23 protein-coding genes and 1 pseudogene are annotated in these 24258 nt (G+C 72.4%); 9 read left to right on the forward strand and 15 right to left on the reverse strand.

All coding sequences use genetic code 11. The annotated features are described in order from the left end of the window. Positions 1 to 67 precede the first annotated feature (67 nt). The 4 genes and pseudogenes from AB0B97_RS30655 to AB0B97_RS30670 form a co-directional block, all read right to left on the reverse strand. Positions 68 to 154 (reverse strand): annotated as a pseudogene (locus AB0B97_RS30655) (bifunctional methylenetetrahydrofolate dehydrogenase/methenyltetrahydrofolate cyclohydrolase); the annotation flags it as partial. A 338-nt stretch (positions 155 to 492) separates the two neighbouring features. Next, positions 493 to 945, reverse strand: coding sequence for a GNAT family N-acetyltransferase (locus tag AB0B97_RS30660; RefSeq protein ID WP_234588999.1), 453 nt, complete (start codon positions 943 to 945; stop codon positions 493 to 495). A 21-nt stretch (positions 946 to 966) separates the two neighbouring features. Next, positions 967 to 2538, reverse strand: coding sequence for an alpha/beta hydrolase (locus AB0B97_RS30665; protein ID WP_357498640.1), 1572 nt, complete (start codon positions 2536 to 2538; stop codon positions 967 to 969). 58 nt (positions 2539 to 2596) lie between these two features. Then, complete coding sequence (locus tag AB0B97_RS30670; RefSeq protein WP_357498589.1) at positions 2597 to 3712, reverse strand: ATP-dependent DNA ligase; 1116 nt, start codon at positions 3710 to 3712, stop codon at positions 2597 to 2599. A gap of 135 nt (positions 3713 to 3847) precedes the next feature. Here AB0B97_RS30670 and AB0B97_RS30675 point away from each other — a divergent pair, with 135 nt between their 5' ends. Together AB0B97_RS30675 and AB0B97_RS30680 are read left to right on the forward strand one after the other, a co-directional pair. Then, the gene (locus tag AB0B97_RS30675; RefSeq protein ID WP_039905709.1) at positions 3848 to 4060 is read left to right on the forward strand and encodes a hypothetical protein; all 213 of its coding nucleotides are present in this window, start codon (positions 3848 to 3850) and stop codon (positions 4058 to 4060) included. A gap of 133 nt (positions 4061 to 4193) precedes the next feature. Continuing rightward, entirely contained in the window at positions 4194 to 4616 is a 423-nt protein-coding gene (locus tag AB0B97_RS30680; protein WP_357498591.1) for an SRPBCC family protein, read from the forward strand. Here AB0B97_RS30680 and AB0B97_RS30685 read toward each other — a convergent pair. Next, entirely contained in the window at positions 4591 to 5085 is a 495-nt protein-coding gene (locus AB0B97_RS30685) for a GNAT family N-acetyltransferase (RefSeq protein WP_357498593.1), read from the reverse strand. The two genes, AB0B97_RS30680 and AB0B97_RS30685, sit on opposite strands and share 26 nt — an antisense overlap. 95 nt (positions 5086 to 5180) lie before the next feature. On the opposite strand from AB0B97_RS30685, the gene AB0B97_RS30690 reads away from it, so the two are divergent. Further along, a complete protein-coding gene (locus AB0B97_RS30690) occupies positions 5181 to 5684 on the forward strand; it encodes a DUF1990 domain-containing protein (protein ID WP_357498595.1) in 504 nt (167 codons plus the stop codon). Between the two features lie 10 nt (positions 5685 to 5694). On the opposite strand, the gene AB0B97_RS30695 is transcribed toward AB0B97_RS30690, so the two are convergent. The 10 genes from AB0B97_RS30695 to AB0B97_RS30740 all read right to left on the reverse strand — a co-directional run bounded on the left by AB0B97_RS30695 (position 5695) and on the right by AB0B97_RS30740 (position 17393). Further along, entirely contained in the window at positions 5695 to 6615 is a 921-nt protein-coding gene (locus AB0B97_RS30695; RefSeq protein WP_357498597.1) for a DNA-3-methyladenine glycosylase 2 family protein, read from the reverse strand. Positions 6616 to 6741: 126 nt separating this feature from the next. After that, complete coding sequence (locus AB0B97_RS30700) at positions 6742 to 7395, reverse strand: hypothetical protein (protein ID WP_234589009.1); 654 nt, start codon at positions 7393 to 7395, stop codon at positions 6742 to 6744. Between the two features lie 205 nt (positions 7396 to 7600). Further along, positions 7601 to 8383: a zf-HC2 domain-containing protein gene (locus AB0B97_RS30705; protein WP_234589010.1), complete on the reverse strand. Its 783-nt coding sequence runs from the start codon at positions 8381 to 8383 to the stop codon at positions 7601 to 7603. Then, a complete protein-coding gene (locus tag AB0B97_RS30710) occupies positions 8380 to 9072 on the reverse strand; it encodes a sigma-70 family RNA polymerase sigma factor (RefSeq protein ID WP_007457036.1) in 693 nt (230 codons plus the stop codon). The genes AB0B97_RS30705 and AB0B97_RS30710 overlap by 4 nt, the downstream gene beginning before the upstream one ends. Before the next feature lie 136 nt (positions 9073 to 9208). After that, the gene (locus AB0B97_RS30715) at positions 9209 to 10066 is read right to left on the reverse strand and encodes a fused MFS/spermidine synthase (RefSeq protein WP_357498600.1); all 858 of its coding nucleotides are present in this window, start codon (positions 10064 to 10066) and stop codon (positions 9209 to 9211) included. A gap of 16 nt (positions 10067 to 10082) precedes the next feature. Then, positions 10083 to 11042: a hypothetical protein gene (locus AB0B97_RS30720; RefSeq protein WP_357498602.1), complete on the reverse strand. Its 960-nt coding sequence runs from the start codon at positions 11040 to 11042 to the stop codon at positions 10083 to 10085. A 55-nt stretch (positions 11043 to 11097) separates the two neighbouring features. Then, a complete protein-coding gene (locus AB0B97_RS30725; RefSeq protein WP_357498604.1) occupies positions 11098 to 13572 on the reverse strand; it encodes an SMC family ATPase in 2475 nt (824 codons plus the stop codon). Next, on the reverse strand, positions 13572 to 14720 hold the full coding sequence (locus tag AB0B97_RS30730; RefSeq protein WP_234581566.1) for an exonuclease SbcCD subunit D: 1149 nt from the start codon (positions 14718 to 14720) through the stop codon (positions 13572 to 13574). Before AB0B97_RS30730 ends, AB0B97_RS30725 begins: the two co-directional genes overlap by 1 nt. Before the next feature lie 17 nt (positions 14721 to 14737). Continuing rightward, positions 14738 to 16498, reverse strand: coding sequence for an ATP-binding protein (locus tag AB0B97_RS30735; RefSeq protein WP_234581567.1), 1761 nt, complete (start codon positions 16496 to 16498; stop codon positions 14738 to 14740). Positions 16499 to 16646: 148 nt separating this feature from the next. Beyond that, positions 16647 to 17393, reverse strand: a complete 747-nt coding sequence (locus AB0B97_RS30740; RefSeq protein ID WP_357498607.1) for a pyrimidine reductase family protein — start codon at positions 17391 to 17393, stop codon at positions 16647 to 16649. Between the two features lie 150 nt (positions 17394 to 17543). Between AB0B97_RS30740 and AB0B97_RS30745 the strand changes: the two genes are divergently transcribed. From AB0B97_RS30745 to AB0B97_RS30770, 6 genes are all read left to right on the forward strand, one after another. Beyond that, the gene (locus AB0B97_RS30745) at positions 17544 to 18089 is read left to right on the forward strand and encodes a plasmid pRiA4b ORF-3 family protein (RefSeq protein ID WP_234581569.1); all 546 of its coding nucleotides are present in this window, start codon (positions 17544 to 17546) and stop codon (positions 18087 to 18089) included. A gap of 277 nt (positions 18090 to 18366) precedes the next feature. Continuing rightward, complete coding sequence (locus tag AB0B97_RS30750; protein ID WP_357498609.1) at positions 18367 to 19677, forward strand: extracellular solute-binding protein; 1311 nt, start codon at positions 18367 to 18369, stop codon at positions 19675 to 19677. A gap of 110 nt (positions 19678 to 19787) precedes the next feature. Further along, complete coding sequence (locus AB0B97_RS30755; RefSeq protein WP_357498611.1) at positions 19788 to 20774, forward strand: sugar ABC transporter permease; 987 nt, start codon at positions 19788 to 19790, stop codon at positions 20772 to 20774. Between the two features lie 73 nt (positions 20775 to 20847). After that, entirely contained in the window at positions 20848 to 21693 is an 846-nt protein-coding gene (locus AB0B97_RS30760) for a carbohydrate ABC transporter permease (RefSeq protein WP_234581704.1), read from the forward strand. After that, positions 21690 to 23123, forward strand: a complete 1434-nt coding sequence (locus AB0B97_RS30765) for a GH1 family beta-glucosidase (protein WP_357498613.1) — start codon at positions 21690 to 21692, stop codon at positions 23121 to 23123. Before AB0B97_RS30760 ends, AB0B97_RS30765 begins: the two co-directional genes overlap by 4 nt. A gap of 79 nt (positions 23124 to 23202) precedes the next feature. Then, complete coding sequence (locus tag AB0B97_RS30770; RefSeq protein WP_234581573.1) at positions 23203 to 24249, forward strand: LacI family DNA-binding transcriptional regulator; 1047 nt, start codon at positions 23203 to 23205, stop codon at positions 24247 to 24249. Positions 24250 to 24258 lie beyond the last annotated feature (9 nt).

Here is a 24258-nt window from a genome sequence, read left to right on the forward strand (position 1 = left end):
CGTCGGGCCGGCGTGGCTGGGTATCGAGGTCGGCGCGTCGGCCGTTCGAGCTGCCCCGGATATGGGCCATTGGGCCGACGCGGCCGGGCATCGGGACCAGCGCGCCGGCCGTCTCGGCCACCTCCGGGTCGACGTCGCCCGTGTAGCGGTCGCGCGAAAGGAGTGCGCGTCTTGTGTCGGGCGGGGTGTACGGGCCCGTGCTGGGTGGGGCTGTGTGGGCGCCGTGCTGGGTGGGGTGTGTGGGTGCTGTGCTGGGCGGTCGGTGTGTGGGCCTAGGCCCTTTCCGCCGCCACCGCCGTGGTTCCGTGCCCCAAATCTGGGGCAGCTCGACAGGACCGAAGGTGCACCCTGGGGACCTGAGACGCCACAACGCGCCGAAGCCGGCCAACGGGCTGACGACGTCGACTCGCTGGCGACGTTGACGGGCTGGCGACGTTGACGGGCTCGCGACCGGCGTCCTGACGACTCGGCATCCCGACAGCGCCGGTCGCGTCAGAGCGGGAGCTTCATGCCCTCGTGGCTGGCCACGAAGCCGAGCCCCAGGTAGAAGCGGTGCGCGTCGGCGCGGGACTTGTCCGTGGTGAGCTGCACCAGGGCGCAGCCCCGCTGCCGGGCCTGGTCGATGGCCCAGGTCATCAACTCCCGGCCGAGGCCCTGGCCGCGTCGGTCCGAGCGGACCCGGACCGCCTCGATCAGAGACCGTTCGGCGCCGTGCCGGCCGAGCCCCGGGATGTAGGTGATCTGGAGGCAGCCGACCAGCTCGCCGCCCTGCTCGGCGACGATCAGCTGGTTGCGCGGGTCGGCGCTGATGTCGGCGAACGCACGCTCGTACGCCTCATCGACCTCGGTGAAGTCGCGGGTCTTGCCCAGGACGTCGTCGGCGAGCAGGGAGATGACGGCGGGCAGGTCGGCCCGTACCGCCTCGCGGAAGATCACGTCGGTCATGCCGTCAGCGTGGCACAGCTGTCACTTGGCCGGGCAGCGCAGCCCTTCCTTGGGCACGGTCAGGTCGAGCAGGTACGCGTCGACGGCCTTGGTGATGCAGGAGGTCTGCGGGTACGCGGTGTGCCCCTCGCCCTCCCAGGTGAGCACCCGGCCGACACCCAGCATCGAGGCGAGGCGGCCGGTCTGCTCGTACGGCGTGGCGGGGTCGCCGGTCGTGCCGACCACCACGATCGGCGGTGCGCCGTTGGCCCGACCCGTCGGGTACGGGTCCCGACCACCCGGCCACTCGACGCAGCTCAACATGCCGACCGCGAGCGCCGGACCGAACAGCGGGTACTTCGTCCGCCATTGCGACTGCAACTGACGGATCTGCTCCCGGCTCGGCTTCTCGGTCTCGTCGGCACAGTTGATGGCGAGGTTGGCGTCGAACAGGTTCGAGTAGTGCCCGTCGCCCTCCCGGCCGGCGTACGAGTCGGCGAGGCGGAACACGTCCTTCGGGTCGCCCTCGGCCAGCCGGTCGATGGCCCGGGCCAGCTCCTGCCAGCCGGCCTCCGTGTAGAGCGAGGAGATGACCGCGTAGAAGACCCAGCCCGCCGTGGCCTCCCGCCCGTCGTCACCGCGGACCGGGGAGACCTTGGCCTTGTCGATGGCCGAGGTCACGGCGGCGCGGGCGTCCGGGGCGATCGGGCAGCGGGCGGCGTTCGCGGCGCACCAGCGGGTGAAATTGTCGAAGGCTCGTTCGAACCCGCGGGCCTGGCTCTCCGACCCGGCGATCAGCCGCTGCTGGGGGTCGACAGCGCCGTCGAGCACCAGCGCGCGCACCCGCTGCGGGTAGAGCTGGGCGTAGATGGCGCCGAGCAGCGTGCCGTAGGAGTAGCCCAGGTAGGTGAGCTTGTCGTCGCCCACCGCCGCGCGCACCGCGTCCATGTCCCGGGCGGCCTGCTCGCTGCCGTACAGCGGCAACTGGTCGCCGTAGCGGTCCCCGCAGCCGCGCCCGATGCGCTGGCTCAGCCCCGCGAAGCCGTCGAACGACGCCTGGCTCGCCGGATCCGGGTCGTAGCCGAAGCTGGCGTCCAGGTCGGCGTCGGAGATGCACTTCACCGGACTCGACCGGGACACACCACGCGGGTCGAAGCCGACGATGTCGAAGCGTTCGGTGACCGAGCCGGGCAGCCCACCGAACTGTGGGCCGAAGGAGAGGTAGACGGCAGTGTCCACACCGGAGCCACCCGGGCCGCCGGGGTTCACCACCAGCGAGCCGATCCGGTCCCGCTGTTTGGTGGACCGGGCCCGCAGCAGGGCGATCTCGAAGGTCTCGCCGACGCCCGGCCCGGCGGTCGCCCCGCCGCCGGCGCCCCAGTCCCGGGGAACCGTGATCCGGGCACACTCGTAGCGCATGTCCGGAGCGCCCCGCCCGACCAGGTCCTCAGCAGCCTCCGGGCAGGGCCGCCAGGTCGCCGACGAGCCGGCCGGCGCCGCCGCACCCTCCACGTCGGTGCGCGGCGCGAACGCCGGCAGCGTGCAGCCGGCGGTGAGCAGCGCCGCCACGGCGAAGGCGACGAGGCTGCGACGGACCCGGCGACTGGTCGTCATCCGAGGCTGGACGGCGGTGCGGCTCACGTGATCCTCCGGTGTCGGGTCGACGGCCAGGCTACGCCGGGCCGGTGGCGGCCCGATCGAGGGTGACGGCCGGATCGCCGCGCAGCACCTGGTCCACGTCGAAGCGGATCGGACGGTCGAGCTGGTCGTAGCGGCAGGAGCGGGGGTCGCGGTCCGGCCGCCAGCGGACGAGCTGGGCGGTGTGCCGGAACCTCTCGCCCTCCATCGCGTCGTAACCCACCTCGACCACCAGCTCCGGGCGCAGCGGCTCCCACTCCAGGTTCTTGGTGCCGGTCCACCTGCTCACCCCACCCGGAATGCGCTGGCCACGCTCGTGGTCGCCGTGCACCCACGGGTGCTCGTCGCCGATGTCCCGGTACGGCGCCAGCTCGTCGAGCAACTCGGCGCGGCGGGCCATGCTGAACGACGCGCTCACCCCGACGTGGTGCAGGACTCCCGCGTCGTCGTAGAGGCCGAGCAGCAGCGAACCCACCACCGGGCCGGACTTGTGCCAGCGGAAGCCGGCGACCACCGCGTCGGCCGTACGGGAGTGCTTGACCTTGAACATCAACCGCTTGCCCGGCTCGTACGGCAGGTCGGCCGGCTTGACGATCAGCCCGTCCAGCCCGGCGCCCTCGAAGACGTCGAACCAGCGGCGCGCGGTCTCCGGGTCGGTCGTGACCTGGGTGACGTGCACCGGCGGGCGCACCCCGGCCAGCGCCTGGACCAGACGCTCCCGGCGGCGCGGGTACGGCTGGTCGAGCAGCGCCTCGTCACCGATCGCCAACAGGTCGAAGGCGACGAAGTCGGCGGGAGTGGTCTCGGCGAGCAGCTTCACCCGCGACGCCGCCGGGTGGATGCGCTGGGCCAGCAGCTCGAAATCGAGCCGGGGCTGGCCGGACGGCCCGTCCCGCCGGATCACGATCAGCTCGCCGTCGACGGCGCACCGCTCGGGCAGCTGACGGCGGGCCTGCTCGACCACCTCGGGGAAGTAGCGGGTCATCGACTTGCCGCCCCGACTGGCCAGCTCGACCTCGTCGCCGTCACGGAACACGATGCACCGGAACCCGTCCCACTTGGGCTCGTAGGTCACGCCGGCGGTGGTGGGCAGCTTCGAAACGCTCTTGGCCAGCATCGGCTCGACGGGCGGGTTGATCGGCAGGTCCACGGCGACCAGTCAATCAGACGGAGCCGACAGTCGTGAGGCAGATCACCGTGGGCACGGCGGTGGCGTGTCCGTCCGCGCGCCGCTCGTCCTGCCTGGGCGAATCAGATAACCCCAGGTCAGAGCTAGTTTCGCCTGGTGTCCGAGTGGGTCTGTGACTGCTGCGGGCGGTGGCGGGTGAGCGTGGAGCTGATCCGGGGCCGCTACCGCTACCGGCTGACCCGCCGTTACCCGCAGCGGTTCGGCGGTGGCCGCAACGTGCTCGGCGAGGTCGGGTCGGTGGCGGAGTTGGAGGAGCTGCTGCGTCGGCGTACCCCATTGAGTCTGGCGGACCTGCGCGAGGCCGCCTGATCCCGCGCGGCCGGCGGACCCGCGGCCCGATCGACGATCGGACCGGCCGGTGGATGCCGCCGTCACGATCCGACGGGCAGCGTCGTCGACAGGACGTGGCGGCGCCGGCCGGCGCCGCCGGGAAGGGGACGCGATGCGGTTCGAAGCGGACACGGAGATCGGCGCGGACGCCGGGCGGGTGTGGGCGCTGCTTGTCGACGTGGCGCGGTGGCCAGAGTGGACGGCCTCGGTGAGCCGGGCCGAGCGGGGTGAGTCGGGGCCCCTCGCGGTCGGCGCGACAGCCCGCCTGACCCAGCCGAAACTGCGGCCGGCGGTGTGGCGGGTCACCGAGCTGACCGAGGGGCGGGAATTCACCTGGGTCTCCGACACCCCGGGCGTGCGCACCCGCGGCGAGCACCGGGTGCTGCCGCTGCCCGGCGGGCGTACCCGGGTCGAGGTGGCCATCGACCAGGCCGGGCCGCTCGCCGGGCTGATCGGCCTGCTCTACGGCGGTCTGCTGCGGCGCTACCTCCGGCTGGAGGCCGACGGACTCAGGGCCCGAGCTGAGCGGAGCTGACGACAGGCTTCTCCAGCACCGCCAACAGGACGCCGTTCGGGTCCGGGCGGTGCGCCACGACCCGGTAGCCGAGCCGCTGGTAGAGCCGCAGATTGCGGGTGCTGTCCGCGCCGGTGAACAGCGTGAACACTGCCACCTCGGCCGGGCAGGCCGCCTCGATCGCGGCGAGCAGCGCAACGCCGATGCCCTGGCCCTGCTGGTCGGGTGCGACCGACAGACGCCCGATGTGCGCGGTGTCCCCGTCCAGGCGGGCCCGCACCGAGCCGACCAGCCGGTGCCCCAGCCGGGCGGCGAGGACCGTCGTCGGGCCGGTCAACACCTCCCGGACCTCGTCCAACGTCTCGGTCAACGGTGGCAGGAACGGGTCGGCGTAGTGCTGCGCCTCGGTCAGGTACGCGGCGCGCTGCACGGTGAGGATCTCGCCGGCGTCCGCGACACCGGCCGGGACGATGCGGGGCTCGACGCTCATCCTTGCAGCACACCACAGCCGCCCGCCTCGTCCACCGGCGACCCGATCGCGACCGCCGTACCCTGGCCCGTGTCCGGCGACGACGAGGGGGAGCGGTGGCCGAGCTGACGTACCCGGAGATGGGACGGACCCGGCAGGGCGCGCTGCCCGGCGGATACCACCACCTGCGCCACCGGACGCCGTTGCCGACCGGCTGTTTCGAGACTGCGGCCGAGGCGGTGCTGAGCTGGCGGCTGCACCGCGCCGCCGGGGTCCGGATGCGCACCGACGCGGCACGGGCCACCGAGGGTGTGCTGGTCACTGCCGGTCTCGGGGTCGGGTCGGCCCGCGTGTGGGGGCCCTGCCGGGTGGTCTGGAGCGACGAGTCGCCCACGCTCGCCGGCTTCGGCTACGGCACCCTCCCCGGTCACCCGGAGCGGGGCGAGGAGGCGTTCGTGGTCGGCCACGACGACAGCGGCGCGGTCTGGTTCGAGGTACGCGCGTTCAGCCTCCCGGACCGCTGGTTCACCCGCGCCGCCGGTCCGGCCGTCCAGGCGGTGCAGCACGCGTACGCCTGGTGGCTCGGTCGCACTCTGCGCCGGCTCTGCGCGCGACGGTGACCGGCCGGCGTCAGAAGCGGGCGAACGAGCGGATCGGGGCGCGCGGGCCGTACTTCGGCGCCTGGATGCCGGCGGCCTCCAGCAGCAGACACACCCGACCGCGATGCCCCCGGAACGGCTCTAGCAGGTCCAGCATCCGAGCGTCGTCACCCCTCGGTTCGCCGGCGAGCGCCCAGGCCACCGTGTTCGGGATGTGGTAGTCGCCGACGCTTACCGCGTCCGGGTCACCGTAGGCGATCCGGACCACCTCGGCGGCGGTCCACGGGCCGATGCCCGCGATGGCGGTCAGCCGGCGGGTGGCCTCGGTGGAGTCCACGCAGCGCTCCAGCCGATCGGCGAGCGCGGCGGCGCGACGCAGCGTGTCGGCCCGGCGCTGCTCCACGCCGAACGGGTGGAACACCCAGTACGGGGTGGCGGCCACCGCGGCGGCCTCGGGCGGCAGCAGCAGCGGTTGCAGCGGGCCGGGGGCCGGCTCCCGGAAGTGCCGCACGGTCGCCGCGTACGCCCGGTACGCCTCCTTGCCGGTGACCTTCTGCTCGAAGACCGCGCGCAGCAGCCGGGGGAACACCTGCCCGGTGGTGGGCATGCGCAGCCCTCGGTGCTCCCGGGCCAGCCGGGCGACGAGCGGGTGCGTCGACGCCAACTCGGCGAAGCCGCTCAGGTCGTCGTGCAGCCCGGCGATCCTGTCGGCGCGCTCCACCACGTGCGCGGCACCCGGCCCGTAACCCTCGGCGAGCAGTTCACCGCCCGCCGGCCGCAGAGCGAGGGTCGCCGGCCCGTCCGGGGTGCGGGTAGCCCACCAGAACGTGCCGGCGGCGACGCGCGCGCACGGGTCGTACGGGCTGAAGGTCAGGCCGCGGACCGACGCGGCCAGCCGGTAGCCGACGGGCGGGTGCAGCACCCTCGTCGCGGCGGGCTCGGTCTCGGTCACCCTCCCACTCTGCCAGGTCAGGGCGCGGGGCCGGTCGCCGCCGTCGCCGACGCGCTCCGGGCACGGCGGTGGCCGGCCGCGGCCCTCCCCGGCTGCGACCGGCCACCGTGCCCTGGCGTACCGGGATCAGTACGAGTAACCCGAACCGCCGGCGTCGCTCGACCCGCTGTCCGCCGCCGGCGGCGCGACGGCCTTCGGCGTCGAGGTGGGCAGGCAGGTCAGGTTCTTCTTGCCGTTCTGGTCGACCACGAACCAGGTGCCGCCGACGGCCTGGCCCTTCCACTGGCCGGGCTTCTTGTCGCCGATGTAGCGGTACACCGGCCAGCCGCCGATGGTGAGCTGTCGGGTGCCGTCCTGCCGGGTGACGCTGCCGACCTTGTCGTCGGAGAGGCCGGTGAGCTGCGGGTTGCCGTCGGTCAACGCCGGCGGCCACACCTGCGCGCACTTGTCGACGCAGTTCGACGCGGGCGGGTCGGCGGTGTCCTTGTCGAAGCGGTACAGGACCCAGCCGTCCTGGTCGGTCACGACGTTGCCCATCCGGGCGATCTTCTTGCCGATCAACTGCTCGGTCAGCTCGACGTCCGCGGGCGGCGGCGCGTCGGCGACCGGCGCCTCCGCGGATGCCGACGCCTCGGGTTCAGCCGACGCGGTGGGCTCGGCCGCGGCGACGGCGACCGGCTCGGCCGCGCTCGAGTTCGCCCCGTCGTAACCCGCGGGAGCGCAGGCCGTTAGTGCGACCATCGCGCTCGCGACGATGACGGTCCGCTTCATCTGTGCCACGTGCCCTCCTCATTCTTGGCAGTTCACCCATAGGTACGGCGGGCAGGCTGTCAAGGTTGAAGGAGTAACAGTGGTCAATTTCACGCGAATGGATTGAACCGATGTGAGCGGCCATCCGTATGGCCCTCCACGCGGGGGCCGCAGTTCCACAACAGATCGACGCCGGCCATTGAGACAATGACCGGCGTCGAGGATGGTACGCGACTTACATGGGCACCGTGACCAGCGGACTGGCCACACCGTTGCCGTCGACCGACTGCACCTGCAGCTGCTTGATGTCACTCGCCAACGCGGACGTCGAAGCGCTCAGCTCAAGACCCTGCGGGCGATTGTTCGTCCCGTAGCCGCCAGCGGGCACCGACCACGTCGAAATCACCTCCGTGGTGCCGTTCTTGCGCACCACCATCAAGCGGCAGACACGCGGGCCGGGCAGTTTCCGCAGGCTGAAGTTGATGCGGGTGCCGTACTCCCGCTCGACCAGGAACATCGTCGTCTGCACGCCCGTCGTCGGGTCCGTGGCGTCGACCTGGTCGCCCTCCTCCTCGGTGCCGCCGACACCCGGGCCGCTCGGCGGCGCGGTCGGCGCGCTCGTCGGCGGGTCGTTGGCGGCGGCGCTCGTCGTCGGATCCGCGAGAATCCCCGGCGCCTCGTCCCCGGCCACACTCACGAACCCGTAACCCGTCAACCCGCCGAAGACCACCACCGCCGCGGCGGTCGCGAGCAGCTGACGAAACCGGGTACGCCGACGGTCGGCCCGGACCGCTACCAACGTCCGGTCCAGCAGCGCCGGATCGGTGGCGGTCTGCTCCAGCGCCATCATCGTCTCGCCGTCGATGCCGGAGAGCAGCCCCACCACCGGCACCATCGTCTCCAGCTCGGCCGCGCACGCCCAGCACGCGGCGAGATGCTCCTCGAACCGCTCGGTGTCCTGCTCGTCGAGCACGCCGAGCGCGTACGCGGCGACGTCCATGTGGTCTGGCCGGCTCATTCTGTCACCCCCCGCTCCTGCAGAGCCGTGCGCAGCGCGCGCAGCGCGTAGTAGACCCGCGACTTGGCGGTGCCCAGCGGAAGCCCCAACTCCTCGGCGGCCTCCGGCACCGTCCGCCCCCGGAAGTACGTCGCGATCAGGATCTCCCGATGCGACTGACTCAGCGTACGCAGCGCGTCCGCCACCGTCATCGTGCGCAGCACCCGGTCGGTGCTGTCCGCCTCGGCGAACGCGGTCAGGTCCCGGTCGTACGTCTCCGGCGGCCGGGCCTCCTGGCTGCGGTGCTCGTCGATGGCGATCCGACGGGCCACCGTGACCAGCCACGGCCGCAGCGAACCCTGCCCCTGCGCGCCGAGACGGTGCGCGTTACGCCAGGCCCGCAGCAGCGTCTCCTGCACGATGTCCTCCGCGCGCTGCCGGTCCCCCCCGGTGAGCCGCATGACGAACATCAGCAACGGGCCGGCGTGCTCGGCGTAGAGCAGCCGGATCAACTGGTCGGAGTGGTTCGCCTCGGTTGTCGTCGCCTGGTGGCGCCCGGGCGCCGGTCGGGGCGTCACCGGACCATTTTGGCGAGACGTGGCTCGGGCGTCGACCCCCCGGGCAGACGAGGTCGGCCGCGACGACGACCGCGCGGACAACCAGTCTGCGCGAACCGCGTCGCCGTGCCAACCGGCCGCCACCGCATGCATGCAGACCTCCGGGATGTCCGTTACCAACGCCGCCCCCACAAGGCGGGCCGCCCGGTGGTACGCAGCGCCGCCCCGAGCGGATCAACAAACCGCGAAAAAAGTTCGACGGAGCGGTCGGCGGACTCGGAGCGGCCCGTCAGCGGCGGACGGAGAACAACCCCGGCGGAGGCGGATCCGAGCCGGTGGCGTCCGCGTCGCGCACCACCGCCGCGCCACCGACGAAACGGTCCAACTCGTCGCCGGCCACGACCCGCCCGGGGAACCAGTCCCCGGCCGCCCGCCGGGTCAACGCGGGCACCGGGGGAGTCGTCCGCCCGGCGACCAACACCAGATTGCCGTACCGGCGACCGCGCAGCACCGCCGCGTCACCGACCACGCACGCCTGCGGCAGCACCGAGCGCACCGTGGCGACCTGGGAACGGGCGTACCGCAGCGGCGGGCCGTCGGCCAGATTCGCCAGCAACCAGCCGGCCGGGCGGAGCACCCGCGCCACCTCGGCGGCGTACTCCACCGACGTGAGATGCGCCGGCGTGCGGGCACCGGCGAAGACGTCGGCGACCACCACGTCGTAGCTGGCGTCCCGTGTCGAGGCCAGCACCGCCCGCGCGTCCTGCACGCGGACCCGCAGCCGGGTGTCCGCCGGCCAGGGCAAGGCGCGGCGCACCAGCTCCACCAGAGCGCCGTCCACCTCGGACACCCGCTGGGTGGACCCGGGCCGGGTGGCCGACACGTAGCGGGGCAGGGTCAGCGCCCCACCGCCCAGGTGCAGCACCCGCAGGGGCTCACCGGGCGGCGCCACCAGGTCCAGTGCGGCGGCCAGCCGCCGGACGTACTCGAACTCCAGATGCGTGGGATCGGTCAGGTCCACGTGCGACTGCGGTGCCCCGTCCAACAGCAGCGTCCACGAACCGGCCCGGTCCGGCGACGGCACCAGCTCGGCCAGCCCGGTGTCCACCTGCTCGACCACCCGGTCATCCGCCCGTTTGCGTCCCACCGCGACCGGCCCCCGCTCAGCGGCCGACGCGCGCCGCGGTGGTCAACGCGCGGTGCAGCAGACGGGAATCACCGAGCAACGCCCGCAGGCGGCGCTCCAGACCGGCGATCGGAATGAGGTTCTGCGGCGCCCGCGGATCCTTGTACGGAGTCGACGCGAAGCGGGGCAGCGTGACCAACGACAGGTCGGCCAGGTCGATCGCCGCCTCGACGGGCAGGTCGGCGGAGCACTCCACCCGGACGATCCCGGCCCACGGCGCACCCACGGCCACCGGCAGCCGCAAATACCACGACCACCCGCCCCACGCCGTGCCGAGCCGGAACACCGGTGACCGCTGACCGGACGCCAGAGACGTCACCACCGCCGTCAGCCGGGCGTCCAGGTACTGGCTGTGCTGGGTCTTGATGTAGCCGAGCGTGCGCGGCAACTGGCGGCGACTACGCAACGGGCCGTCCACCACCAACAGGTCACCGTCGACCCGGGCGGCGTCGGACACCGCCACCTCCAGCGCGGTCAACGGACCCTGCACCGCCGCCGGCAGCTTCGCCAACTCGCCGGTGCCGCCCACCCGGTGCACCGGGTAGCGGATCGCGCCCGCCACCACGTCCTGCGCCGACGGGCTCGCCGTGAACAGGCCCCGGCCCACCTGCGTGCCGGCCAACTGGGCCGCACCCCGACCGAGGTCACAGCGGACCACCCCGGCCGCGTACGACGCCGCCAGCCCCGGGAAGGAACCGCCGTCCGCCTCGGCCGTCCAGATGCTCGCGTCGATCCGGCGGACCCCGTCGACAAGCAGCACCACGTCCGGGGCCCGCACGTCCGCGCGTACCCCGATCGCCCGCCAGTCGACGGCCGGCAGCTCCACGTCGGCGTCGACCTGCGCGCTGCTCGGCGTCGCCGGCCCGGACGCGGACGCCTCGAACGACGCACCGTACGCCGGATCCCACGAGTCGACGAAGAACGCGGCGTCGCTCACCGGTCCGACCTTTCGTTCGCGACTGCGGGGCTCCGCTGCGCTGCACTCCTCGCGCTCACCGGCCCGTCCGTTCGACGCGCGCCGAGCGGGCATCCTTGCGCACCTCGAAGCGGACCGGGATCCGCTCGGCCAGCGCCGCGACGTGCGTGACCACGCCGACCATCCGGTCACCCCGGGCGGCCAGGTTCTCCAGGGTCGCGGCCACCGTGTCCAGGGTGGCCGCGTCCAGCGTGCCGAAGCCCTCGTCCAGGACTATCGACTCCAGACTCGCCGCGGTCGTCGACATGCCGGCCAGCTGTTCGGAGAGCGCCAGCGCCAGCGCCAGCGACGCCTGGAACGTCTCGCCGCCGGAGAGGGTGCGCACACCCCGGCGCAGCCCCGCGTCGTGGTGATCGACCACGAAGAACTCGCCCTTGTCGTGGACCAGCTCGTACTGGCCCGAGGACAGCTCGCGCAGGATCCCCGACGCGCCGTCGACAAGCAGGTCCAACGCCTCGGCCAGCAGCCACCGCTCGAAGTTGTTGGCCCGCAGGTGCCCCGCGAGGGCCCGCGCCACCTGCGCCTCGCGCTCGTGTCCGGCCCGCTGCTCACGCAACGTGCCGGCCTGCTCGCGGCGCTCGGCGAGCCGGCGACGGTCGGCCTCGGCCCGCTCGACGGCCACCGTCGCGGCGTGCACCGGGTCCTCGCCGACGGGCACGTCGGCGGCGGCGAAGAGGTCGGCGATCCGCCGCTGCACCGCGTCGGCCGCCGCCTCGGCGTCGGCGACGACTGTGGCCCGGCCGGCCCGGTCCGCGCGACGGCGCTCGGCCTCGGCCGCCGCCCAGTCGGTGAGCGCCGCCCACGAGGCCGCCACGTCGTCCCGGTCGGCTGCCGGCGGACCGAACCGCGCCAGAGCGTCACGGGCCGTGTCGAAGCCCCGCCACGCCGACCGCAGACGCTCCTCGGCCGCGTCCACACCCGCGCGCGACTGGCGGGCGCTGTCCCGGCCGGCCCGTACGGCGGTCGCCGCCTCGTCCAGGGCGCGTCGCAGCCGGGCGTGCTCGGCCAACTCGCGGCGCAGCACCGCCGGCTCCGCCGCGCCCGCGAGCTGCCCGCCCAGCTCGGTCAGCCGGGCGTCCACCTGCTCCTGCCGGGCGCGGGCCTGCACCAGCAGCCGCTCCAGGTCACGCGCCGCGGCGTCGCGCTGCTGCACCACCGTCTGCGCCGCCTTGGTGGCGGCCCGCGCCGCTTTGCCGGCGGCCGTCGCGGCGGCCACCGCCGAGTCCGGCGGAACCGCCGGCACCTCGGCCACCGGGTGCTCGCACACCGGGCAGGGCGCACCGGGATGCAGGTGCACGCGCAGGCTGACCGCCAGGTCGGTGGCCTTCGCCTCCTCGTGCGCCCGGAAGGCCGCCTCCAGCTCGGTTTCGGCCCGCTCGGCGTCCGCGCGGGCGGCGGCCAGCGCCGCGACCGCCGTGGCGTGCTCCTCGTCCGCCGCGCGCACGGCCGCGCGGACCGTGTCGGCCTCGCCGGTCAGCCGATCCCGGTCGTCGTACGCCCGCAGCAGCAACCGCAGCGCGCTCTCGTCACCCGCGCCGGCCAGCTCACCGCGCAGCTTCTCCTCCCGCTCCTCGGCCAGCGACACCGCAGAGGCGGCAGCGTCGGCCTCGGCCCGGGCCGCGGTCACCGCGCGGGCCACCTCGGCCACCCCGCGCGGGGCGCGCACCCCGGACAGCACGCCCAGCTCGTCGTCGAGCGCGGTCAGGGCGGCCGCCGCCTCCCGCGCGCGTGCCCGGGCCGCCGCCAGCTCCGGCATTGCCCCGGTCACCGCGTCGGCCAGCTCGGCCATCCGGCTCACCCGGGCGTCGGCCTCGGCCAACGCCTCGTCGTCCACCCCCGTCAGGCCGGCGAGCACCTGATCGACCGCGTCCAGCCGGGCTTCCGCCTGAGTGGCGCGCGCCGTGGCCCGCTTCTGCACGTCCTCGTAGACGCCGAGGCCGAGCAGGTTGACCAGGATCTGCTGCCGGGTCGCCGGCTTGGCGTGCAGGAAGTCGGCGAACTGGCCCTGCGGCAGCACCACGCAGCTGGTGAACTGCTCGTACGGCAGCCCGACCGCCTCCAGCACCGCGTGTTCCATCTCGGCGGGCGTCCCGGCGATCACCTCGCCGAGGTCGTCCGGGCTCAACCCGGTGTCGAGTTTGGTCACGTCGAAGCCGGCCGGCATCACCTGCAGCCCGGCGTTCGCTGTCTTCACGTTGCCCCGGCCGTCCCGGCGCACCACCCGGGTCGCCACGTACCGGGCACCGCCGGACTCGAAGACCAGCCGCACCCGGGCCTCGGTCGCCGACGGCGCGAGGGCGTTGGCCAGCCCTCGGGCGCCACCCCAGCGGGGCACCGTGCCGTAGAGGGCGAAGCAGATGGCGTCCAGCACCGTGGACTTGCCCGAGCCGGTCGGGCCGATCAGCGCGAAGAAGTCCGCGTCGGTGAAGTCGACAGTGGTCTCGTCCCGGAAGACCGTGAACCCGGCCATGTCCAACCGCATCGGACGCATCAGTGCTCGACCTCCTCGAAGAGCTCGTCGAAGAGTTCTCGTACGCCCTCGTCGTCGTGGCCCCGGCTGTCCAGGTAGTCGCCGAACAACTCACGGGGGGAACGCCCCGACCGCTGCGCGATCCGCGTGCCGCTGCCCGGCGCCGCCAGCAGCTCCGGGTCGATCCGGATCTCCAGCGCCCGGGGAAGCAGCTCCTGGACCTCCTCGCGCAGGCCCGCGCGGGGCTGCTCCCGCACGAACACCCGCAGCCAGGCGTCGGGCGCCTCGATCTCGGCGAGCTGGGCCAGCGTGCCGCGGACCGTCCGCAGCGCGCTCGCCGCGGTCACCGGCACCTCCCGCACCCGCGCGGCCGTGCTGGCGGTCACCTCGACGATCGTCACCGACGGCACGTTCTCCTGCTCGCCGAAGTCGACGGCGAGCGGGCTGCCGCTGTACCGGACCGGGCACGGGCCTTCGACGCGCTGAGCCCGGTGCAGGTGGCCCAGCGCCACGTAGTGCGCGGTCGCGGGGAAGACGGTGGCCGGCACCGCATAGCCGAGCACCGTGTGCGCGTCCCGTTCACCGCCGCCGGCCGCCGCGCCGGTCACCGTCAGGTGCGCGGTGACCAGGTGCACCCGGTCCGGCTCGGCGAAGCCCTCGGTGAGGCGGCCCAGCACCCGGCCCAGGTGGTCGGCGTACGTCTGGTTGGCCTCCGCGGCGGTCAGCTCGTACATCTCCAGCGCGCGGATGGCGTACCGCTGGGACAGGAACGGCAGCGCGGCCAGCTGCCACCGTTCCCCGCCGGCAGTGGTGCCGTCGATCACGTGCTCGGCCGGGTTCTCGCGCACGCCGCCGCGCAGCGTGATGCCGGCGGCCTCGGCCCATGGCCGCAGCGCGTCCAGCGCCGGGCCGTTGTCGTGGTTGCCGCCGATCGCGACCACGTCCGCGCCGGTCCGCCGTAGCGCGGTCAGCGCCCGGGTGACCAGCCGGGTCGCCTCCGAGGTGGGCGCGGCCGTGTCGTAGAGGTCACCGGCGACGATCACCAGGTCCGGCTGTTCGGCACGGGCGATGTCGATCACTCCGGCCAGGACTGCCTTGTGCTCCTCGGCCCGGGACTGCCCCTTGAGCACCTTGCCCACGTGCCAGTCGGAGGTGTGCAGGATCTTCACAGTTGCACCGGCCCTGCCTAGAACGGGATGTCGTCGTCGGTGCCGCCGCCGGAGCCCACCACGGCGAACGGGTCGGCGGACTGGGTGATCGAACGCAGCGTCTCCGAGGGGGCGCGGCCCGCCTCGGAGACCCGGGTCGCCCACGCCGGGAAGGGGAACTCCAGGCAGAGCGGCACCGGGATGTCCGGCTGATTGACGAACATGGTGCCCGGCTTGGCGAGCAGCGCCCGCTGCCGCTGCGCGGGCGGCAGGAACCCGTACTCCGGGCGGGACGCCTCGGCCGGGTCGAGCCGGCCGACCACCCGGATCGCCGAGTTGGTGACGATGCGCCGCTCCACCTCGCTCGCCGTCTGCTGCGCGCCGATCAGGATGACCCCGAGCGACCGCCCCCGCTCGGCGATGTCGAGCAGCACCTCCTTGATGGGGGAGGAGCCCTCCCGGGGGGCGTACTTGTTGAGTTCGTCGAGGACGACGAACAGCAACGGCTTGGCGGTGCCGGACTTCTCCTTGCGCTCGAACTCGCTCTTGAGCGTCACGCCGACGACGAACCGCTGGGCCCGGTCCGGAAGGTTGTGCAGGTCGACCACCGTCACCTGGGCCGACTCGCTGGTGTTGATCGAGTGCGGGCGACGGGTCGCCAGGTCGCCGCGGATCAGCCGGGCGAGGTCCTTCTTGCTGCCGATCAGCCGGCGGGCGAACGCGTTGACGGTGCCCAGGCCGACCGCGCTGCCCGCCCAGTCGGAGCGGGTCTCGTCGTCGTTGAGCGCATCGACGATGTGGTCGACGAGGTCGCCGTAGGAGCCGAGCCGGACCCCGTCGATGCTCACCCCACCGTCGGCGGGTTGGGCGTAGCGGGCCAGGTGTGCGGTGACCGAGTGCACGACCATCGTGTACTGCTGGCGCTCGTCGTCGGCGTCGGCGAAGACGTACGGCAGCAGGCGGTCGGCACAGAACTCGCTCAGCGTCCAGTAGAAGGCGTCCACGCCGGTGAGGCGGCTGCTCACGTCGGGAGTGCCGGACGAGTCGCCGGGGCGCGGCGGGGCGTACACCCGCACGTCGGGGAAGGCGCCGGCGCTCAGGCCCAGCTTCGCGTACGCCGCTCGGGTCGGCTCGTCGAGGCGCGTGTTGGGGTGGTCGAGGAACAGCAGGTCCTCGCCCTTGACGTTGAAGATCAGCGCCTTGGCGTTCACCGCGTCGCCGCCCAGGACGCCGGATCGGAACACCGAGTAGAGCAAAAAGGTGGCGAAGCTCGTCTTGGTGGCCACACCGGAGATGCCGGAGATGGAGACGTGCGCCCCGCGGCTGCCGTCGAGGAAGTCGGCGTTCAGGTAGACCGGGACCCCGTCGCGACCCATGCCCATCGGGATGCGCCGTTCCATCCGGTCGAAGTGCAGCGCGCGTGCGCGTGCGTCGCCCTCGGCCCGGTGCACCACCGCCCCCGGGGTCGGCGGCACGTAGAACTCCGGGTCGACCCGAGTGGTGGTGACCTCGGCCGCCTCCTGCACCTGGGCGGGAAGCGTGCCGTCGGCGATGGCGAACACGTCCGAGTCGAACTGGGCGCCCTCGTGCCGGGCCCGGACCTGGGTGACCACCCCGGCGATCGTCACCGGCTCACGGTCGGGCAGTTCGCGGCGGGTGACCACCACGTCGTCGAGCTGGAGGTAACTGCCGGGCGCCACGGCCGTCCAGAACTGCAACGGGGTCGCGTCGGCGGTGCCGAGGACCCGGCCGACCGGCTGGCCCGGGCCGTCCAGGCCGTCGTGGTCGGCGTCGGTCATCGGGCGACTCGGCTCGGTCGGGCATCACGGTCGGCGCGCATGACGTGCATCCTGCCCGAGGAGTACGACAGGTCGCCACGCGACGCGGCGGAGGACACGATGCCCGGTCACACTCGCGACGCTGGGTGTGTGACCGGGCGACGGTTCGTCACTGGCGGGCGTGGCGGAGCATGAGGACGCCGTCGTCGGCGGCGAGCACGTGCCGCAGCGGCAGGTGCCGGGGCGCGCTGGCGTCGCCGGCGCTGATCCGGCCCGCGCCGGCGCCGGCGAGCAGTGGCGCGACGGTGAGGCACAGCTCGTCCACCAGGTCCGCTGCGGTGAGCGCGCCGAGCAGGTGCGGGCCGCCCTCGCAGAGCAGCTGGGTGAGCCCGCGCCGGTGCAGTTCGGCCAGGCCGGCGGCGAGGTCGACCCGCTCGGTCCCGCAGCGCAGCAGGTCGGCGACGTCGGTCAGGCCGGGCGGCGGGGCGGCGGCGGCGCGGGTGAGCACGATCGGCCGGACCGGGGCGTCGGCGAAGGCCGCCTGCGCCGGGTCCAGGTCGAGGGAGCCGGAGACGACCACCAGCGTCGGATACTCCGCCAGCCCGTTGTCCCGGCGCCAGGCGCGGCGGCGCTCGTCGAGGCGGACCGCCCGGTAACCCTCGTGGCGCAGGGTGCCGGCGGCCACCACCAGGGCGTCGCAGAGCATCCGCAGTACGCCGAAGACCCGCTTGTCCGGCTCGCCGGACAGGCCGGCGGAGTAGCCGTCCACACTTACCGCGCCGTCCAGGCTGGCGACGAAGTTCACCCGCAGTCGGGGCTGGTCCGCGCGCTGGTAGAGCGCTGTCAGCCCGGCGTCGTCGAGCGGCTGGGTTGACGGCTCGGGCCAGAGCCGCCGGATCGGAATTCCGACCGTCATTCGCCGGCCGGACCGGTGACCGGAGGGGTCGGTTCGGCGGTACGGTGCTGGCAGTCGCACCAGTTCCGGCCCGGGCAGTCGTCGTGCCGCCGGGCCCGGCACGCTCGGCAGATCATGCTCGCAGCCTAAGCCGCCGGAGGACAGGACAGCATGCCGCGTCAGATCTTCCAGTTGAAGATGTCCCTCGCCGGCGTACGTCCGTCGGTGTGGCGCCGGGTGCTCGTCCCGGCCGGCTACACGCTGGACCGACTGCACCGGGTCGCCCAGCACGCGATGGGCTGGCGGGACTGCCACCTGCACTCGTTCGAGATCGACGCGGTGGCGTACGGCGAGCCGGACCCGGACGGGGGCCTGGCGCTGCACGACGAGCTGGACGTCCGGCTGGACGCCGTCCTCGGCAAGGGCAGCAGGTTCTCCTACACGTACGACTTCGGTGACTGGTGGGAGCACGACCTCGTCGTCGAGGACGCGTTGACCGCCGACCAGGACGAGCGGTACCCGGTCTGCCTGGACGGCGAGCGGGCCTGCCCTCCGGAGGGCATCGGCGGGCCGCCGGGTTACCAGGCGCTGCTCGCGGCCCTGGCTGATCCGACCCATCCGGAGGCGCCGGTGCTGCGGGACTGGGTCGGTGCGGGCTTCGATCCGACGTTCTTCGATCCCACGGTCGCGACCACACTGCTGCGTCGCTTCTGCTGATCCCGACCGGGCGTACGGGCCGGCGTTCGTCACCTGCGGTGCCGGCCCGAAACAGGGCGGTAACGATCTGGGAACGCTCCCAATGGTCTATTGACACCCTGGTAGCGCCCCGGCAATCTCATGGGAGCGCTCCCGGGGGAGTGGCGGAAGTCTCCTTCACAGTTCTCCCCAGATCGTTCAGGACCACCGGGGACCACCGGTCCGGCGACGGCAGGGGCGCTGCAGCACCCCCCACCACGCACGACACACCAAGCCTCACCACTTGAGAGGGGTCAGGATGAGCGTCACCTCACGTCGCCGCTTTGCGGCGATCGCGCTCGCGTCCGTCGCCGTACTCGCCTCGGCGACCGCCTGCGGCGGCGACGACTCGTCGTCCGATTCGGGCGGCGGCAAGGTCACTCTGGTCGTCGACGTCTTCGGCGACCAGGGCTTCGGATACGAAGATCTTTACAAGCAGTACCAGACCGAGCACCCGAACGTCACCATCCAGGAGCGCGGCAAGGGCCTCGGCCTCGGTGACTACAACACCCGGCTGACGCAGCAGATCACCGCCGGCGCCGGCGCCGGCGACGTCGTCGCGCTCGAAGAGGGCACGATCGTGCAGTTCTTCGCGCAGGCCGACAAGTTCGTGAACCTGGCCGACCACGGCGCCAACGACCTCAAGGCCAACTTCCTGCCCTGGAAGTGGGAGGGTGGCGTCACCCCCGACGGCAAGGTGCTCGGTCTCGGCACCGACGTCGGTGGCATGGCCGTCTGCTACCGCAGCGACCTCTTCAAGGCCGCCGGCCTGCCGACCGACCGCGAGCAGGTTGGCGCCCTCTGGCCGACCTGGGACGACTTCATCGCCCAGGGGCAGAAGTTCGCCGCCGCCGACAAGAAGCACAAGTTCGTCGACTCGGCCACCAACTTCTACAACATCGTGCTGATGCAGACGGCGGGCGCGGGCACCGGCTACACCTACTTCGACAAGAGCAACAAGCTCGTCATCGGCGAGAACCCGGCCGTGCAGACCGCGTTCCAGACGACCACCAAGATGATCGGCGCGGGTCTGTCGAACAACCTGCGCAGCTTCTCCAACGAGTGGAACGCCGGCTTCAAGAACGGCAGCTTCGCCACCATCGGCTGCCCGGCGTGGATGACGGGTGTCATCAAGGGTCAGGCCGGTGACGCGGCGGCCGGCAAGTGGGACGTCGCCAAGGCGCCGGGCAACGGCGGCAACTGGGGCGGTTCCTGGCTGGCCGTGCCGAAGTCCAGCAAGCACCAGAAGGAAGCCGCCGAGCTGGCCAAGTTCCTCACCAACGCCAAGGGCCAGACCGAGGCGTTCAAGAAGGTCGGCAACCTGCCCTCGTCGCCGCAGGCTCTTGAGGACCCGGCCGTGCTGGCCGCGACCAACGAGTACTTCAGCGGAGCGCCGATCGGCAAGATCTTCGCCGCCGGCGCGAAGGAGCTGAAGCCGGTCTACCTCGGCCCGAAGAACCAGGCGGTCCGGGACGCGGTCGAGAACGCGCTGCGCAGCATCGAGCAGGGCAAGGCCGCCGACGCCGCTTGGCAGGACGCGGTGAAGAACGGCCAGGCCGCAGGCAAGTAACGGCTGTGACGCGCTCACGGGTGGTGCCGCTCCGGCACCACCCGTGAACCCGCGTCGGAACGCCCTGCCGCGGCGCCCACGACGGCGTCGCCGAGTGTGAAGGACCGCTCATGAGCTCCCTGAAGACCCCCGCGCCACCGGATGCGTCGGCCCGCCGGTCGCGTCCCGCTCCGCGGCACTCACCCGCGCGCCGCCGGCAGCTGAACCGGCTGGACCTGCGCTTCACCCCGTACGTCTTCGTCCTGCCGTTCTTCGTGCTGTTCGCGATCTTCGGCGTCTACCCGATCGTCTACACGTTCTGGATCGCGATGACCGACAGGTCACCGATGAACGCGACGATCAGCTTCGTCGGTCTGGACAACTTCGTCGAGTTGTTCACGAACGATCCGCAGTTCTGGAACGCGGTGGTGAACACCTTCGGGATGTTCGCCCTCTCCACCATCCCGCAGCTGATCATCGCCCTGCTGCTGGCGAACGCCCTGAACCGGCGCATCCGCGGTCAGATGTTCTTCCGGCTGGCCATCGCGATGCCGATCATCACCTCGACCGCAGTGGTGGCGCTCATCTTCTCGATGATCTATGCCCGCGAGTTCGGCCTGATGAACTGGCTGCTCGACCTGGTCGGCGTCGGCCCCGTCGACTGGCGGGCCAACCGCTTCGCCTCCTGGTTCGCCATCGCCACGATGGTCGACTGGCGGTGGGTGGGTTACAACGCCCTGATCTACCTCGCGGCGATGCAGTCGATCAACAAGGACGTGTACGAGGCGGCCGCCCTCGACGGCGCCTCCCAGCGCCGGCAGTTCTGGTCGATCACCATCCCCCAGCTGCGTCCCACAATCATCTTCACGCTGATCATCTCGACCATCGGCGGTCTGCAGCTCTTCACCGAGCCGCTGATGTTCACCAGCGGTTCGGGCGCGCTCTCCGGCGGCACGGAGGGTCAGTTCCAGACGATCACGATGTACCTGCTGGACGTCATGAACCAGCGGTTCCGGTGGGGGTACGCGGGTGCCGTCGCACTGGTGCTCTTCCTGCTGATCGCGTCCGTCTCGTTCCTCAACTACCTGCTGGCCCGCCGAATCAGCTCCGACAAGTGAGGGTGGCCCACCCATGACCAGTACCACTCTGCGACCGCCGGCGGTCCAGCCACCGACGGCCGGGCGCAACGGCATCCGCCACCGGGCGGAGAAGCTCTGGACGGCCAGCCCACTGACCTGGTTCGGGCTCGTCCTGGGCGTGATCCTGTCGCTGTTCCCGTTCTACTGGATGATCGTCATCGCCTCGCGGACCAGCGACGCCGCGAACTCCTGGCCGCCGCCGTTCCTGCCGGGCGGCAAACTGGGCGAGAACATCCAGCGGGTGCTCGACAACGGCGACGCGAACATCGTCAAGGGCCTGATGAACTCGTTCCTGGTGTCGGGCACGATCACGGTGGCGACCGTGTTCTTCGGCTCGCTCGCCGGCTTCGCGTTCGCGAAACTGCGCTTCCGCGGCAAGAACGCGCTGTTGCTCATCATCCTGGCCTCGATGATGATTCCCATCCAGCTCGGCGTGCTGCCGTTGTACATCCTGATGGCGAAGCTGGAATGGCTGAACACCATGCCGTCGGTGACCGTGCCGTTCCTGATCGGCGGATTCGGCATCTTCATGATGCGCCAGTACGCCGAGCAGGCGGTGCCCAACGAGCTGATCGAGGCGGCCCGCGTCGACGGCTGCTCCACCTGGCGCGTCTACTGGCACGTGGTGGTGCCGGCGCTGCGACCCGCGGCGGCAGTGCTCGGGCTGCTCACCTTCATGGAGCAGTGGAACCAGTTCTTCTGGCCATTCGTGGTGCTCGCCGACCCGGCCAACCCGACCGTGCAGATCTCATTGCGCAGTCTGAACACCGCGTACTTCGCGGACAATTCTCAGATCTTCGCGGGTACGCTCATCGCGACCCTTCCGTTGTTCATCGTGTTCGTTCTGTTCGGCCGCCAGATCATTGGCGGGATCATGGAAGGTGCCGTCAAGTCGTGAGCAACCCCGCCAGCCCACCCGCCGTCGACGTCCTCGACGAGCGCCCCGGGCTGACCTTCCCACCCGGCTTCCTGTGGGGCGCCGCGACAGCGGCTTACCAGATCGAGGGGGCGGCGGCCGAGGGCGGCCGCACCCCGTCGATCTGGGACACCTTCAGCCACACCGAGGGCCTGGTGGTCAACGGACACACCGGTGACGTGGCCTGCGACCACTACCACCGGGTCCGCGACGACGTCGCCCTGATGGCCGAGCTGGGCCTGAAGTCGTACCGTTTCTCGGTCTCCTGGCCCCGAGTGCAGCCCGGCGGTTCGGGCGCGGCCAACCCGCAGGGCCTGGACTTCTACAGTCGTCTGGTCGACGACCTGCTGGCCCACGACATCGAGCCGTGGCTGACCCTCTACCACTGGGACCTGCCGCAGGAGCTTGAGGACGCCGGCGGCTGGCCGTCGCGGGACACCGCGGCGCGCTTCGCCGACTACACGACGCTCGTCGCCGACGCGCTCGGCGACCGGGTGCGCTACTGGACGACGCTGAACGAGCCGTGGTGCTCGGCGTTCCTCGGGTACGGCTCCGGTGTGCACGCCCCGGGCCGGTCGAACGGCGCGGACGCGGTCCGCGCCGGGCACCACCTGATGCTCGGGCACGGCCTGGCCGTGCAGGCGCTGCGGGCCGCCCGCCCCACCGCCGAGGTGGGCGTGACAGTCAACCTGTACCCGGTCGACCCGGCCAGCGACACCCCCGCCGACATCGACGCGGCCCGGCGGATCGACGGGCTGGCCAACCGCTTCTTCCTCGACCCGCTGCTGCGCGGGTCGTACCCGGAGGACCTGGTCGCCGACCTGCGGCCGGTGACCGACTTCGACCACGTCCGCGACGGCGACCTGGCGACCATCGCCACGCCGCTGGACCTGGTCGGGATCAACTACTACAGCCGGCACGTGGTCGCCGCGCCGGTCGAGGGCGCCGAGCCCGAGCCGTACTGGCGGGAACCGTCGTGCTGGCCGGGCAGCGAGGACGTCCGCTTCGTCAGCCGGGGATTCCCGGTCACCGACATGGACTGGGAGATCGACGCCCCGGGCCTGGTCGAGACGCTGCGGCGGGTCCACGACGAGTACACCGACCTGCCCCTGTACGTCACCGAGAACGGCTCCGCGTTCGTCGACACGGTCGTCGACGGGGAGGTCGACGACCCCGAGCGGCTGGCCTACTTCGACGCCCATCTGCGCGCCTGCCACGAGGCGATCAACGCGGGCGTGCCTCTGCGGGGATACTTCGCCTGGTCACTGATGGATAATTTCGAGTGGGCCTGGGGTTACACGAAGCGTTTCGGCATGATCCACGTCGACTACGACAGCCAGCTTCGCATCCCCAAGTCCAGCGCCAGGTGGTACGCCTCGGTGATCCGACGCAACGGTCTGGCCGCACAATAGGCTCGGGCCAGCCATCAGGGCGGTCCTGGTGCCCACCCTCGGGTGGCGCCAGGCCCGCCCGCCGTCGGAGGAGCAGACGATGACAACGCAGCGCACCCGGTCGCTCGGGCGCCCGACCCTCGACGCGGTCGCGGCGCGCGCCGGCGTGGGTCGAGGCACGGTCTCCCGCGTGGTCAACGGCTCGCCCCAGGTCAGCCCGGAGGCCCGGGCCGCTGTCCAGCAGGCCATCGCCGAGCTGGGGTACGTGCCGAACCGCGCGGCCCGCGCGCTCGTCACCCAGCGCACCGACTCCGTGGCCCTGGTGGTGTCCGAGTCCGGCGAGCGGGTCTTCACCGAGCCGTTCTTCGCCTCGATCGTGCGCGGCATCAGCTCCGCGCTGCTCGAAACGCCGATGCAGCTCTGGCTGGCAATGGCCCAGTCGCCGGTCGAGCGGGAGCGGGTCGAGCACCACCTGACCAACCAGCACGTCGACGGCGTACTGCTGCTGTCGTTGCACGACTCCGACCCGCTGCCGACCCTGCTGGAGGAGCGCGGCCTGCCCGCGGTGCTCGGCGGTCGGCCCGCCCGCATGCTGCAACCCGGCGCCCAGCCGGCCTGGTTCGTCGACGTGGACAACGTTGGCGGGGCCCGGCAGGCGGTGGAGTACCTGACCGGGCAGGGGCGTCGACGCATCGGCACCATCGCCGGGCCACAGGACATGGGCGCCGGCCTGGCCCGCCTGGCCGGCTACACCGAGGCGGTCAAGGCCACCGGCGGCGGCGTCAACCCCGACCTGATCGCGTACGGCGACTTCAGCGAGGGCAGCGGCGCAGCCGCCATGCGTCGGCTGCTGGACTCCTGCCCGGATCTGGACGCCGTCTTCGTGGCGTCCGACCTGATGGCGTTCGGCGCGCTGCGTACGCTGCGCGAGGCCGGTCGACGTGTCCCCGAGGACGTCGCGGTGATCGGCTTCGACGACGCGACTATCGCCCAACAGGCGGATCCGCCGCTGACCACCGTCTTCCAGCCGGTGGAGGAGATGGGCCGACAGATGGCCCGCCTGCTGGTCGCCCGCATCCGCGGTGACGACCTGCCGGCCCCGCACATCCTTCTGGACACGCAGCTGGTCCACCGCGCCTCCGCCTGAGCGGCGGAG

Source organism: Micromonospora sp. NPDC049004 (assembly GCF_040649315.1).
GTDB lineage: Bacteria > Actinomycetota > Actinomycetes > Mycobacteriales > Micromonosporaceae > Micromonospora.

Coding starts and splice junctions, on each gene's coding strand:
- AB0B97_RS30660 (WP_234588999.1), bottom strand. CDS start 945: ATGACCGACGTGATCTTCCGCGAGGCGGTACGGGCCGACCTGCCCGCC.
- AB0B97_RS30665 (WP_357498640.1), bottom strand. CDS start 2,538: ATGACGACCAGTCGCCGGGTCCGTCGCAGCCTCGTCGCCTTCGCCGTG.
- AB0B97_RS30680 (WP_357498591.1), top strand. CDS start 4,194: ATGCGGTTCGAAGCGGACACGGAGATCGGCGCGGACGCCGGGCGGGTG.
- AB0B97_RS30685 (WP_357498593.1), bottom strand. CDS start 5,085: ATGAGCGTCGAGCCCCGCATCGTCCCGGCCGGTGTCGCGGACGCCGGC.
- AB0B97_RS30705 (WP_234589010.1), bottom strand. CDS start 8,383: ATGAGCCGGCCAGACCACATGGACGTCGCCGCGTACGCGCTCGGCGTG.
- AB0B97_RS30710 (WP_007457036.1), bottom strand. CDS start 9,072: ATGCATGCGGTGGCGGCCGGTTGGCACGGCGACGCGGTTCGCGCAGAC.
- AB0B97_RS30725 (WP_357498604.1), bottom strand. CDS start 13,572: ATGCGTCCGATGCGGTTGGACATGGCCGGGTTCACGGTCTTCCGGGAC.
- AB0B97_RS30735 (WP_234581567.1), bottom strand. CDS start 16,498: ATGACCGACGCCGACCACGACGGCCTGGACGGCCCGGGCCAGCCGGTC.
- AB0B97_RS30740 (WP_357498607.1), bottom strand. CDS start 17,393: ATGACGGTCGGAATTCCGATCCGGCGGCTCTGGCCCGAGCCGTCAACC.
- AB0B97_RS30745 (WP_234581569.1), top strand. CDS start 17,544: ATGCCGCGTCAGATCTTCCAGTTGAAGATGTCCCTCGCCGGCGTACGT.
- AB0B97_RS30750 (WP_357498609.1), top strand. CDS start 18,367: ATGAGCGTCACCTCACGTCGCCGCTTTGCGGCGATCGCGCTCGCGTCC.
- AB0B97_RS30755 (WP_357498611.1), top strand. CDS start 19,788: ATGAGCTCCCTGAAGACCCCCGCGCCACCGGATGCGTCGGCCCGCCGG.
- AB0B97_RS30770 (WP_234581573.1), top strand. CDS start 23,203: ATGACAACGCAGCGCACCCGGTCGCTCGGGCGCCCGACCCTCGACGCG.